Origin of the sequence: Pedobacter glucosidilyticus DSM 23534, from assembly GCF_000425145.1 — a bacterium.
Taxonomy (GTDB): Bacteria; Bacteroidota; Bacteroidia; order Sphingobacteriales; family Sphingobacteriaceae; genus Pseudopedobacter; species Pseudopedobacter glucosidilyticus.
In genome coordinates, this window is record NZ_AULF01000018.1 from 70709 (window position 1) to 83094 (window position 12386).

Below are 12386 nucleotides of genomic sequence, written 5' to 3' on the forward strand. Positions count from 1 at the left end.
CGATTAACCAAATATTTGTAAAAGCGTTCTGATTAGTGTTTAAGGTGGCAATCAAGTGAATAAGTCTTTCTCTAAATGTAATCAATGCTGTATGATATAAGCTAACTTAAAACTAATCCAATCTCTTATTACTGATTTTACCAGACAATCTTATTTTCTCTCTAGCATTATAATTATGCGTTTTTAGGTTTTTAGCTTTTTTCTCATGAAAAGCACCGCCTCTTGTTGGGTCATCCTCTTCCTCATTTTCTTTCTTCTTCTTACATTCTTTTTCGATATACAAATCATCAGGTAAATCCATCAATTGCATTTTTTTACCTTGCTTTTGTTCTAACTTCTTAATTTGAAGCAATTCTAAATCGGTACATAACGTAATAGCCAAATGCTCTTTTTGTTCATCATTCTTCAATATCACTCTTTGTAAATAATGGCTATCATCTTCAGGAATATCAAAATGGATAAAAATGGGTAACTGACTCAAATCTAGTTGCTCTTCTTGCTCATCTGTAACAATTAATACTCTATTTTTAGGACTCAATTTAAAATCCTGAATACTTTTAACACCTACATCTCCGTACTCTGGATGATTTAGGATGATAACTTCCTGCTCATCTGATTTTAGAATATTTTTATAAGCTGTTTCTGCGTTAAAAGTACTATTTACAAAAACTACTACCTTGTCAAAAACTTCCTTATCTGCCAAAAGCAAATACAATAAATTAAGCTTTGTTTTAAAATTTGGTACTTGATAAAGTATTTGTTCAAGCGTATCTAATTGTTGACTCCCTAAATCTTCTATCTCTATAACGTTAGGAATATCTATAAACTGCTCTACAATATGTTGTAGTTTAGGATGATAAACTTCTGTAAATACCAAATGCTGAGTCTTTATAATCCCTCTGGCTAACTCAACTACGGGTAATTGCAAACCTTTTTTTATAATCAAATCCGCATCATCCAAAATAAACATTTGGATTTTATTGAGATTTAACCCCAGTTTTAAATAAGCTGCTCTGGCTCTGTCTGGTGTGGCAACAACAATATCTACCCCATCAGTTAATTCTAAAACATGGGTATCTAGGCTTGTCTCGCCATTAAAAAGCCCCATAATTCTTAAATTTCTATTTCTATTTAAGTTATGGAAAGTATCAATCAATAGCTCACCGCTTTCTATATCAGGTACTAAAATCAAAACTCTGGGAGCTATTTCCTCAGTAAACTTTAATTTATTTAAGACTGATAGTACCAAAGCAGTAGATTTACCCGCTCCTTCTGGTGCTACGGCAATTACATCTTGCCCACCATTAATTCTGGTTAAAATTTTTGATTGCAATGCTGTAGGATGTACAAAGCCTGCGTTAGAAACAGCAATTAATAATTGCTTGGTAAGTTTTAATTTCTCAAATGATGCCATTGCTACAAAAGTACCTAAAATTGAGCTGTTTTTGTGGAGATGTTAACTTGTGGAGAATTTATTTTTTGGTATTCTTTAATTTGTACATCTTTGTATAAAATACTGGTGATATGCCTAAGTTGTTATCATTACTTAAAAATAAATATTTCCTATCTACAACGGCGTTTTTAGTGTGGATGTTATTTTTTGATAGAAATGACTTGCTGTCTCAGTACGAATACCGCTCTCAACTTCAGAAATTAGAACAAGAAAAGCAATTTTACACTCAAGAAATTGCCAAAGTCCAGAAAGATTTGGACGAGTTAACCACTAACAAAGATAAGCTCGAGAAATTTGCAAGAGAGCATTATCTGATGAAAAGGGATAACGAGGATGTTTTTGTAATTATTGAGGAAACTATTAAAGAATAATAAAAAAGCTTTTCTAATTGTAACTAAATTCTTACTTGCCTGTATAAATATAAATTTATGGGCTAGATATTTTTAACAAATTTTATTAAATTAACCTATTACGTATAAAGCAGAAAATACTATGAGTAGCGCACCAATTCCAGAAAATGAATTAAATAGAATTTTAAACTTATCAGATTTTGATCTTGATTACTACAGCCTAGAAGATAATTTTAAAGATTTAACACGTCTTGCCGCAAAAGCACTAGGTGCTCCCATTTCTTTAGTAAATTTGATAGACTCTTTTACACAATGGACCGTTGCTAGCCACGGTATGGATTTAAAACAAATGCCTAGAGAGGATTCTGTTTGCCAATACACCATCCTGAAAGATGAGGCTTACAAAATTGACGATTTAACAACCGATGAAAGATACAAAGACAAAATATTTACTGATTTAGAAGGAAACAGACTTAAATACTATTTTGGGGTGCCGTTAACCACCAATGATGGTTATAATATTGGCGCATTATGTATTTTAGATAATCAAACTAGAGAAATAGATCCAGAAAAGGTTGAATTTTTAAAAATTATTGCAAAAGAAATTATCAACCGACTTACTGCTTTAAAGGTTATCAAAAGTTTAAAATATAAATTAGAACAGGCAGACCAAGTACAAAAAAAGGTTGCACATGATATTAGAGGTCCAATTGGCGGTATCATTGGGTTGGCACAAATTATTAGCGAACAAGGAGATCAAAACAAATTAGATGAAGTTTTAGAATTTGTTCAACTGATTCAAAAAAGTGGTACTTCTTTATTAGAATTGGCAGATGAAATTTTAACAGCTAATAAAGCTAAAAAGCTTAATGATAATGAGCTGAATTTATTAACCTTAAAAGATAAATTAGAAAAGCTTTACAATCCACAAGCTGTTTATAAAAACATCAATTTCAAAGTAAATATCAATAAAAAAACAGAAGATATACCCTTCTCAAAAGATAAGTTACTTCAAATTATAGGTAATTTAATCTCTAACGCCATGAAATTTACGTCAGAAAATGGCGCTGTAACAGTTGATTTAGATATTATTTCTAATATAGACCATTCCAATCTTCTCATTAAGGTTAAGGATAATGGAGTAGGTATAAGTAAAGATAGAATAGATGCTATTTTAAATGGCGAGGTAGCATCTACAAACGGCACACAAGGAGAAGCAGGTTATGGTTTTGGTTTGGCTTTAGTTAAACATTTAATAGATAGCCTAAAAGGCACTTTAGAAATCACTTCTGTACAAGGTGAAGGAACAACATTTACAATTTCTTTACCTCAAAAGGCAAATAAAAATTAAAGATTTAATAAAATCTCGGTAAAGTATAATTATACTTTACCGAGATAATTCTGATAACAAAAACTACAATAACAGATATAATTTCTACAAAAGCGATATTCATACCTAAATAAGACAATAAGAAAAAACATAGGCCTCCAATAATACAAGCAGTGGCGTAAATTTCTTTTCTAAAAATTAAGGGAATATTATTTAATAATATATCTCGGGTTATACCACCAAAACAGCCTGTAATCGTACCTAAAGCTATACAAATACCCGGACTTAAATCAAAACTGAGACCTTTCTGTAAGCCTACAATTGTAAAAAAACCCAAACCTAAAGAGTCAAATAAAAACAAAGTAATTTTTAATGATTTTAGTTTCTTCCAAAAAAACATGGAAAACAAAGCTGTTAAAATAATAAGTAAGCTATAATTAGGACCTTTTAACCAAAAAACGGGAGTATCACCAATAATTAAATCTCGTAAAGTACCTCCGCCAACAGCAGTTGCAAAAGCTACAATCAAAACCCCAAAAGCATCTAACCTTTTTTGCATAGCTGCAAATGCACCAGATACTGCAAAAGAAACAGTTCCGCAAATGGTAATGATTTGTCCTAAATTATCAAATAGTTCCATTTCTCTTTCTTAAAAACCACTCTAAGGTTATGAGTATCATTAAAACAGTAAAAAACCATTTTAAATTAATTAAATCATCGTAGCTTTTATCCTCAAAAGTAATGGTTTTGATTTGTTCTTTTTGTTGTAATCGACCGTCTAAACTTTCTAAATCAGCAGGATATAAAAAATCTCCTCCTGTAGCCTCAGCCGTTTGATAAAGTAACTGATGATTAGCTTTTGTTTGTTGATATTCTGCAACAAGCTGTTCTACTAAAAACTGTCCTTTCGCCACTTCTTGTTTGCCTGTAGCACTGGTTTTAGCAGTAAAACTGTAAGAACCGGCAGGTAGCAAACCAGCATTAAGTTCGTAATTCTCTCCTTTAGCGGTAAAAATATAACTATACTTTTTACCTGTATTGCTAAAAACATCTACTGCTATTTCTGCATTTTTTATAGGCTCAAAAACATCATTGTACAACTCGGCATTAAGCAGGATAGCTTCATCGTCGGTAAACCTATTTTTTACTGGGTAAGCTCTAAATTTCCTTTTATCCTCTTGTACACTTAAATACTGTACTACTTTACTTAAAATTTCTTGAAAAGCTTCATGATTTTCTGCAAGCTTATAGTTTTCTAATCGCCATTTCCATAAACCTTCCCCAAAAAGAAAACCTGTGGTCAAATTATTTTGCTTTACAAATGATAAAAGTGATTGATTATCAGGTTTAACCAAAAAATCTTGATGTTGTGCAACAAATGTATAAGAACTTACTTGACTATTTAAAGGTGGGAATTTAGCTATTAAACCAGCAGATGTTGCAGATAAACTAAATGCGAAAAAACCAGTATTAAGTTTAGGAAAAAAGTCCTCAGCACTTCCACCCCTACTTGTCTTTAATAAATCTTGTGTTTGATTTAACTCATTAAAATCTACATCTAAGCCTGTAATAAATAATTTCGGCTTATTTTTTAATTTGTTAAAAACAGCTTTTATAGGCACTTTCGCTGATGGTAGATTATGCAATATAATTAGGCTATAAGTGTCAAAATCAATACTTTTTTCTTGCGCATTAACTATATTCACAAGAACTTCATAATTTTCATTAGCTTCTAAACTTTGTTTGATAGCTGCTAAATCCGGATGTGGAGCATGTGCTAATATCAAGACTTTTTTCTTACCATCCAGTACATCAATAAAAATGGTCTGCTTGTTATTTTGTAAAGTAGCTTCTTTGTCTACGGGTAATGCCTCTATTGTTATTTTTTGTACTCCTAATTTGGCAGCTTTTAGGCTAAATGTTAAAGTATTTCGCCAATCCTGCTCATCAATAACAATGGTTTTATTGAAAGGCTGTAAACCATCTGCTTTTATATTTACAATGGCTTTATTTCCCTTTAAATCAAAGGCCCCCAGATTAACAGCTACCGAATAATCATTACCTAAATAAGCAATTTTGTTATAATTAATGCTATTGATGAATAAATCCTTTTTGGGGATAGTATCGCCTAAAGCAATGGTAAAAATTGGCGACTTAAATTTTGTTAGCTCGGTTATAGGGTTGTATCCTGCATTTATGATACCATCCGAAGCTAAAATAACTGCCCCTAAATTTCTCCCTTCGTATTGTTTATTGATAAAATCAAAAAGTGCCGAAAAGTTGGTTTGCTGCTCTTTATAATTTAAAGTATCACCTAATTTAACCGATTTCCCAAAGCTTAAAACTTCTACCTCATAAACCTTACTCAAACGCTCTTTCAATAACTTAAGCTGCTTATGGTAAATCTGTAAATCCAAACCAGCGGATTTTATTGAGGCAGAATTATCTTGTGCTATAATGATTAAAGGTTTCTCTGTTCGCTTACGCTGAGTTTTAATGAGAGGCGCTAAAAGTAAAAAGCATAGTAGGCTAATTAAGATAGTTCTTAAGGCAAATAAGAAGTAGTACAAGTTTGATTTTTGATTTAACTCCTTTCTATAAAAAAACCATCCAAATAAAATACCTACACCTATACAAGGTAAAATCCACCAGATAGAAAACTCTGAAAACACTATAAATAAAAGGGATAGAACCATGTTAAATCTTAAAATCTTAAAATTACCTCAACAAAAAAAACATCCTAAAGATTGATAATTTAAGAATGTACTTATTATCTGTAATTTTTGATACTAAATGTAGAGATTAATTTATGAGAGGACAAATAAGCAGCCCAAAGCCTTAAAATTTAATCACATTTTTATTCATGATGCTAATGGGAGAACCCTGAGCGACGAAAACAGAATTGGGTTTTCTATCCTTTAAAAATGCAAATTTAGGACCATACAAAGCCTCAAAATCACAATTGATATAGTAAGACTTTACATCATAAATTAACCAGGAAGGATGCTTAACAGCATACTCATAGGTAATTTGGTCACTGTATGGAGAATAACCCCAATAATGTTCTGCAATAAACTCTTCCTCACTACCCGCTTCCATGGCTCTTGCTTTGATAGACGTTACAGCTTCTAAACTATTCCATGTTCCCTTATATTTCCAAAAGTAGCCTAGTTTAATCTCATCTGCATTTTTCTCTTTATAGTGCTTCATGGCCATGGTACTATATTTCTCGCGATACAAAGTATTAGCTACTAAGCTTATAGCAAATTTTGGCACTATTTCTTTAATAAAAACCGCACCTCTTTTCCAAATGCCTTGGTCTAAATATTTCACATAAAATCTCAGGTTAACTTCCTCAAAGTTTACATGAAAAGGGATTTTAAAACCTAATAAACGGGTTTGCTCAAACATAAATCCAATTAAGCTTACAAATACTTGCCCATGGTAGTCATCTAGAACAGTTCCTTTAGGGATATAAGGTGTTAGCAAATCAGCATCAATAACATAATTAGCCATGATTAAATCATTCCACTCGGCAGTTAAAAAAGGGCTTTCTGTACTCATAAAATCATTTTTCTGAATGTTAAATTGATTCTTAAATCTTTCACCTTCTTGGTTTTAGGCAAAGCATGCAACCATTGCTCTTGGGTACGGCCTTTCATCACCAATAAACTAGCATCTTCTAGAAGTAGAGAAACACTTTCTTTGCTTTCTTTATGTTTAAACACAAATTTTCTTGCCGCTCCAAAGCTTAAAGAAGCTATTGCAGACTGCGGAACAATTGATTTTTCATTATCACTATGCCAACCCATACCCTCATCACCAGAATGATAAAGATTTAATAAACAAGCGTTATAATGCTCATTTGTAATTTCCTCAACCTTATTTTTTAATGATAGGAGCTCTGGTGTCCAAGGTAAAGCTATTTTTGTTTGATGAGAATAGGTGTAAGCACAAGCATCGTCTCCATACCAAGCTACTTTTCTAGCTGTGATAAATTGCTTCCCAAAAATCTTAACTACATCTTGCTGCCAAGCTATACCTGATAAAAGATTTTGATAAAATGCTCTTGCATCTTCTAAAGAAAGAATATTTGGATAATAAAGCACCTCACCATCATAAGGTAAAAAATTAGTTTGCTTACGCTGATTAAATAAATCCATCAGTAATTTCCTTATATGAAGCTAACAGGTTTGAATGTATTAAGTTTTTAAAATAAATTGATGATTTATCTTGCTTTTTGATGTTTAATAGCTTTTCTTTAAAAGAAAAACGATGAATTTTCATACCAGAAAATGGATAAAACCAGAAGACCTAAACCCTAACGGAACTCTATTTGGTGGCAGTTTATTAAAATGGATTGATGAAGAAGCTGCTATTTACACCATTTGCCAACTAGACAATAACAGGGTAGTTACCAAGTATATGTCTGAGATAAATTTTGTAAGCTCTGCCCGCTTAGGTGATGTGATAGAAATGGGTATTACAGCAACACATTTTGGTACTACTTCCATCACTTTATACTGCGAAGTGAGGAATAAAATCACTCGTCAGCGTATTTTAACTATAGACAAAATCGTATTTGTAAACATGAATGAAGACGGTAAACCAGAACCCCATGGTAAAACTAAAATTGTTTATTCCTCAGAGAAGTTTAAGGGAGATAACATTTGATTGTTTCAAGATTTATGCTGAAAGCAAGTTGTTTTATAAGAAACTAAAACCAAACACGTATAACTGGAACTGCTATCCAATAACTGTTAGGCTACTGGTTAATCTCTTTCCAGAGTAAGTCTTTAAGTTCTAGCAACCCTTTTTGTGCCACAGAAGAAATAAAAACAAAAGGAATATCTAAATCAACTTCTTTACGCATTTCAGTTTCTAGCTCCTCATCTAGCATATCTGATTTTGTAATTGCCAAAATTCTAGGCTTTTGCATCATTTCTGGATTATAAGCTTCAAGCTCTGCTAATAAGATCTCATACTCTTCTTTAATACTTCTGTGCGTATCAGCAGGTACCATAAAAAGTAAAACGGAGTTTCTTTCTATATGACGCAAAAATCTAAAACCTAAGCCCTTACCTTCAGAGGCCCCCTCTATAATACCAGGAATATCCGCCATTACAAAAGACTGATTACCTCTGTAAGAAACTATTCCCAAGTTTGGAACTATGGTTGTAAAAGGATAATCGCCAATTTCTGGCTTAGCAGCTGTAATAACAGATAACAAAGTTGATTTACCAGCATTAGGAAAACCTACTAAACCTACATCTGCTAAAACTTTAAGCTCTAGGATTTTCCATTCTTCTTTTCCAGGCTCGCCTTGTTGCGCAAAACGAGGAGTTTGACGGGTAGCACTTTTAAAGTGCCAGTTACCTAAACCGCCTCTTCCACCTTCAACCAAAATACGCTCTTCACCATCTTTAGTAATTTCAAAAGCAACTTCACCAGTTTCTGCATCTTTAATTACCGTACCCAGAGGGACTTCTAAAATTTCATCCTGACCACATTTACCTGTTTTTAGAGAACTACCGCCAGACATGCCATGCTCTGCAATAACATGTTTACGGTACTTAAGGTGTAATAAGGTCCATAACTGAGCATTACCTCTTACAATCACATGGCCACCTCTACCGCCATCGCCACCATCTGGGCCACCCATGCTTGTTCTTATATCGCGGTGTAAATGTGCAGAACCGGGACCTCCGTTACCAGAACGTCCACAAATTTTAACATAATCAACGAAATTTGAGCCCTGTGACATAATTTATTCTCCTCTGTAAAAATAAAAAAAGCGGATGTACAAAAACACATCCGCTAATTTTTAGTAATATGTGCTTAGTAAGTGTCTACTACTTTACTAATGTTGGTAAAAATATCTTCAATAGTACCAATTCCATTTACACTTGTAAACTTACCTTGTTCTTTGTAATAACTAGCTACTTGTGCTGTTTTAGAATTGTACTCTTCCACTCTTTTTTTAATGATTTCAGGATTTTGATCATCAGGACGACCAGAATCTTTACCTCTTAATAATAATCTCTTTTCTAATTCTACTGGCTCTACTTCCAAAGCTATCATTCCAGATATAGCTTCACCTTTAGATGATAGTAAATTATCTAAAGCTTCTGCTTGTGCTACCGTTCTTGGGAAACCATCAAAGATAAAACCGTTGGCCTCTTTATTAGCATCTAATTTATTGCTAATCATACCAATAACTACTTCGTCAGGCACTAAAACACCTTCGTCCATTAATTTTTTAGCTTCTAGCCCTAACGCTGTGCCATTGCTAATTTCTCCTCTCAAAATATCACCTGTTGAAAGATGCACCAAATTGTATTTTTCAATAAGTTTTTGAGATTGTGTGCCTTTACCGGCTCCCGGAGGGCCAAAGAGTACTAAATTAAGCATAGTAATATCTGTTAAAATTTAAAAAGCCTTTTCGCCTGTTGGCAAAAAGGCTTTACCTTAATTAGTGGACCTGAAGGGAGTCGAACCCCTAACCTCCTGATCCGTAGTCAGGTGCTCTATCCAGTTAAGCTACAGATCCATTTCCCATATTTGGGACTGCAAAAATAGACAATATAGACATTAATGCAAATTTTATTTAAAATAAGGCGGATCTGAACTTTTAAACTCAGAGATTTTTATAAATAAAAAGCGCATAATTTTCACTAAGCGCTTTCTATACAATCAGATAAACATTATTTTTTATCCTTTTTTTGATCTCCACTAGGTCTTGAAATAGATTCTCTCATTTCTGTATCAGCCTGTATATTTTGCATTTTATAATAGTCCATAATACCAAGATTACCACTTCTAAATGCTTCTGCCATAGCTAGCGGTACTTGAGCTTCTGCTTCAATCACCTTAGCTCTTGCATCTTGTGCTTTAGCTTTCATTTCTTGTTCAAAAGCAACTGCAATGGCTCTTCTCTCTTCGGCTTTTGCATTGGCTACTTTTAAATCAGCCTCAGCTTGGTCTGTTTGTAACTTGGCACCAATATTATCACCAATGTCAATATCTGCAATATCAATAGATAAAATTTCAAATGCTGTTCCAGAATCTAAACCTTTAGAAAGTACAACTTTTGATATCTTATCAGGATTTTCTAAAACCTCTTTATGACTAACAGCAGATCCGATGGTAGTTACAATACCTTCGCCTACGCGGGCTAGAATAGTTTCTTCACCAGCACCACCAACCAATTGGTTAATATTGGCCCTCACTGTTACTCTGGCTTTCGCAATCAACTGTATACCATCTTTGGCAACGGCGGCCACTGGAGGTGTATTGATAACTCTTGGATTTACTGATAATTGTACAGCCTCAAAAACGTCTCGCCCTGCTAAATCTATAGCCGTGGCTAGTTTAAAATCTAAAGGAATATTAGCTTTATCTGCTGAGATTAATGCCTTAATGACGTTATTTACATGCCCTCCAGCTAGATAATGTGTTTCTATCTCGTTAGAAGTAATATTTAATCCAGCTTTAGTGGATGTAATCATGGCGTTTACTACCAAAGAAGGAGGTACTCTTCTCAATCGCATTAATACCAAATTAAGTAAGTTAATTCTTACACCCGATAACTGGGCTGTAAACCACAAATTAATCGGTAGAAAATACAAGACAAGTACAAGAGCAATAAAACTCCCTACTATAATAAACACAATGTTTAGAGAACCCTCCATAAGCTGATTTTTTTTTAATTTAAATTATTTGACAATATCGTCAATTGCTTTGAAATTAGGTAAATCTCCTGCAGATTCTAATACTTCTGCATAAATTACCTTCTGGTTTTCATCAATTACAAAAGCAGCTCTTTTAGAAACACCTTTTAAATTAAATACAAATTCATCATAATAAGCTCCAAATGCTTTAGAAACCTCTTTATTAAAATCTGATAATAATGGAAATTGATAATTATTGTCTTCTTTAAATTTAGCTAAAGTAAAAGGAGAATCTACTGAAATTCCTAATACTTGAGCATTTAAACCTTCGTAAAAACCAAAATTATCTCTCATTGTACATAATTGTGTTGTGCAAACACCTGTAAATGCCATGGGAAAAAAGTGAATAATGACTTTCTTACCTGCAAAATCTTTTAAACTTACTTCCTTAAGCTCAGAATTAAATAAAGTAAAATCTGGTGCTTGTTCTCCTAATTGTAATGTCATAATATTTATTTATTGATTTTTGAATGATTATTTATTGAGTAATTGATTTTAGAATCTCATCTTTAACTTCTAACAAGTCACCTTTGTTTCAATTGTTTATCCATAATTTCTAAACCTTCTTTAAAAGAGTGTGGTTGATATCCTAAATCTTTGACAGATTTATCTAAAATAAATCCTGTTCTTTTTGGTCTTTTGGCAGCCTGGTTTAAAGAATCAGAGCTAATAGGTTTGATTAAGCTTTTATCTAAGTTATAAAAGTCTGCCACTTGTTCTACCAGCTCCATAATACTCATCATATCTTTTCCAGAAGCATTATAAATACCTTTTGCACCTTTTTGAGCAGCTAGTAAACAAATTTCTGCTAAATCCTCTGCTAAAGTTGGCATTCTCCATTGGTCGTTAACAATATTAATAGGCAAACCTTTTTCTAAAGCACCTTTAGCCCAAAGTACAATATTGCTTCGGCTCATATCATTCACAATACCGTAAACAATAATGGTTCTTAATATGGTATAATGAATATCAGATTGCATTAAAAGCTGTTCCGCAGCCCATTTAGATTCTCCATAATAAGAAACTGGATTAGCTTTATCTTCTTCCGTATAAGGACCATCCTCACCATCAAAAATAAAATCTGTAGAAAGATGAACCAACTGGATTTGGTATTTCTTACATGCTTTAATCAAGTAATCTACTGCTGTAACATTAAGCAGCCAACAAAGTTCCTTTTCATTCTCGCAGGTGTCTACATTAGTCATTGCAGCTGTATGAATAATCACATCTGGTTTGTATTTAGCTACAACCTCATGGATACTATCTTCATTGGTGATATCCATTTCTGCATAGGTATAACCATCTTTTACAGCATATCTGTTTTGCCCTTTAGATGTAGCAATTAATTCAAAATCTTGCTGAGCTAAAATCCTTTCAGTAAGTTTTTGTCCTAACAAACCATTGCTACCAGTTACTAGAATCTTTTTCATTGCCCGAAAATAGTTCTTTTGCCGGAAAAATCACTTTTAATAACTAAATTTAATCATAACAAAAAAGACAGTGCTATTACACTGCCTTTTTAA

General features: G+C 33.0%; 13 protein-coding genes and 1 tRNA gene. 3 read left to right on the plus strand and 11 right to left on the minus strand.

From position 1 onward, the window contains the following. Positions 1–112 precede the first annotated feature (112 nt). Positions 113–1414, minus strand: coding sequence for a DEAD/DEAH box helicase (locus tag H510_RS0107865; RefSeq protein ID WP_026903824.1), 1302 nt, complete (start codon positions 1412–1414; stop codon positions 113–115). 110 nt (positions 1415–1524) lie between these two features. Here H510_RS0107865 and H510_RS0107870 point away from each other — a divergent pair, with 110 nt between their 5' ends. Continuing rightward, positions 1525–1824 carry an FtsB family cell division protein gene (locus H510_RS0107870; protein WP_026903825.1) on the plus strand — a complete coding sequence of 100 codons (300 nt, stop codon included), beginning with the start codon at positions 1525–1527 and terminating at the stop codon, positions 1822–1824. A 121-nt stretch (positions 1825–1945) separates the two neighbouring features. Continuing rightward, on the plus strand, positions 1946–3154 hold the full coding sequence (locus H510_RS0107875; protein ID WP_026903826.1) for a GAF domain-containing sensor histidine kinase: 1209 nt from the start codon (positions 1946–1948) through the stop codon (positions 3152–3154). 4 nt (positions 3155–3158) lie between these two features. Here H510_RS0107875 and H510_RS0107880 read toward each other — a convergent pair whose 3' ends face one another. The 4 genes from H510_RS0107880 to H510_RS0107895 form a co-directional block, all read right to left on the minus strand. Beyond that, a complete protein-coding gene (locus H510_RS0107880; RefSeq protein WP_026903827.1) occupies positions 3159–3773 on the minus strand; it encodes a trimeric intracellular cation channel family protein in 615 nt (204 codons plus the stop codon). Then, a complete protein-coding gene (locus H510_RS0107885) occupies positions 3760–5829 on the minus strand; it encodes a vWA domain-containing protein (RefSeq protein ID WP_026903828.1) in 2070 nt (689 codons plus the stop codon). The genes H510_RS0107880 and H510_RS0107885 overlap by 14 nt, the downstream gene beginning before the upstream one ends. Before the next feature lie 142 nt (positions 5830–5971). After that, on the minus strand, positions 5972–6697 hold the full coding sequence (locus H510_RS0107890) for a YqjF family protein (RefSeq protein ID WP_026903829.1): 726 nt from the start codon (positions 6695–6697) through the stop codon (positions 5972–5974). Next, positions 6694–7296 (minus strand): alpha-ketoglutarate-dependent dioxygenase AlkB family protein, encoded by a 603-nt coding sequence (locus H510_RS0107895; protein ID WP_026903830.1) that lies wholly within the window; start codon positions 7294–7296, stop codon positions 6694–6696. The genes H510_RS0107890 and H510_RS0107895 overlap by 4 nt, the downstream gene beginning before the upstream one ends. Positions 7297–7408: 112 nt before the next feature. Between H510_RS0107895 and H510_RS0107905 the strand changes: the two genes are divergently transcribed. Then, entirely contained in the window at positions 7409–7807 is a 399-nt protein-coding gene (locus tag H510_RS0107905; RefSeq protein WP_026903831.1) for an acyl-CoA thioesterase, read from the plus strand. Positions 7808–7898: 91 nt separating this feature from the next. Here H510_RS0107905 and obgE read toward each other — a convergent pair whose 3' ends face one another. From obgE to H510_RS0107935, 6 genes are all read right to left on the minus strand, one after another. Beyond that, positions 7899–8897 (minus strand): GTPase ObgE, encoded by a 999-nt coding sequence (gene obgE / locus H510_RS0107910; protein WP_026903832.1) that lies wholly within the window; start codon positions 8895–8897, stop codon positions 7899–7901. Between the two features lie 74 nt (positions 8898–8971). Then, a complete protein-coding gene (locus tag H510_RS0107915) occupies positions 8972–9544 on the minus strand; it encodes an adenylate kinase (RefSeq protein WP_026903833.1) in 573 nt (190 codons plus the stop codon). 65 nt (positions 9545–9609) lie between these two features. After that, positions 9610–9683: transfer RNA gene (locus H510_RS0107920), tRNA-Arg, on the minus strand. Between the two features lie 154 nt (positions 9684–9837). After that, positions 9838–10824, minus strand: coding sequence for a flotillin-like protein FloA (gene floA / locus H510_RS0107925; protein ID WP_026903834.1), 987 nt, complete (start codon positions 10822–10824; stop codon positions 9838–9840). A 24-nt stretch (positions 10825–10848) separates the two neighbouring features. Continuing rightward, the gene (locus tag H510_RS0107930; protein WP_026903835.1) at positions 10849–11310 is read right to left on the minus strand and encodes a redoxin domain-containing protein; all 462 of its coding nucleotides are present in this window, start codon (positions 11308–11310) and stop codon (positions 10849–10851) included. 77 nt (positions 11311–11387) lie between these two features. Next, entirely contained in the window at positions 11388–12293 is a 906-nt protein-coding gene (locus H510_RS0107935; protein WP_026903836.1) for an SDR family oxidoreductase, read from the minus strand. Positions 12294–12386 lie beyond the last annotated feature (93 nt).

What these genes read in the sequence shown, in the direction of transcription:
- H510_RS0107865 (WP_026903824.1), bottom strand. Translation starts at nt 1,414, where the DNA reads ATGGCATCATTTGAGAAATTAAAACTTACCAAGCAATTATTAATTGCT.
- H510_RS0107870 (WP_026903825.1), top strand. Translation starts at nt 1,525, where the DNA reads ATGCCTAAGTTGTTATCATTACTTAAAAATAAATATTTCCTATCTACA.
- H510_RS0107875 (WP_026903826.1), top strand. Translation starts at nt 1,946, where the DNA reads ATGAGTAGCGCACCAATTCCAGAAAATGAATTAAATAGAATTTTAAAC.
- H510_RS0107880 (WP_026903827.1), bottom strand. Translation starts at nt 3,773, where the DNA reads ATGGAACTATTTGATAATTTAGGACAAATCATTACCATTTGCGGAACT.
- H510_RS0107885 (WP_026903828.1), bottom strand. Translation starts at nt 5,829, where the DNA reads ATGGTTCTATCCCTTTTATTTATAGTGTTTTCAGAGTTTTCTATCTGG.
- H510_RS0107890 (WP_026903829.1), bottom strand. Translation starts at nt 6,697, where the DNA reads ATGAGTACAGAAAGCCCTTTTTTAACTGCCGAGTGGAATGATTTAATC.
- H510_RS0107895 (WP_026903830.1), bottom strand. Translation starts at nt 7,296, where the DNA reads ATGGATTTATTTAATCAGCGTAAGCAAACTAATTTTTTACCTTATGAT.
- H510_RS0107905 (WP_026903831.1), top strand. Translation starts at nt 7,409, where the DNA reads ATGAATTTTCATACCAGAAAATGGATAAAACCAGAAGACCTAAACCCT.
- obgE (WP_026903832.1), bottom strand. Translation starts at nt 8,897, where the DNA reads ATGTCACAGGGCTCAAATTTCGTTGATTATGTTAAAATTTGTGGACGT.
- H510_RS0107915 (WP_026903833.1), bottom strand. Translation starts at nt 9,544, where the DNA reads ATGCTTAATTTAGTACTCTTTGGCCCTCCGGGAGCCGGTAAAGGCACA.
- floA (WP_026903834.1), bottom strand. Translation starts at nt 10,824, where the DNA reads ATGGAGGGTTCTCTAAACATTGTGTTTATTATAGTAGGGAGTTTTATT.
- H510_RS0107930 (WP_026903835.1), bottom strand. Translation starts at nt 11,310, where the DNA reads ATGACATTACAATTAGGAGAACAAGCACCAGATTTTACTTTATTTAAT.
- H510_RS0107935 (WP_026903836.1), bottom strand. Translation starts at nt 12,293, where the DNA reads ATGAAAAAGATTCTAGTAACTGGTAGCAATGGTTTGTTAGGACAAAAA.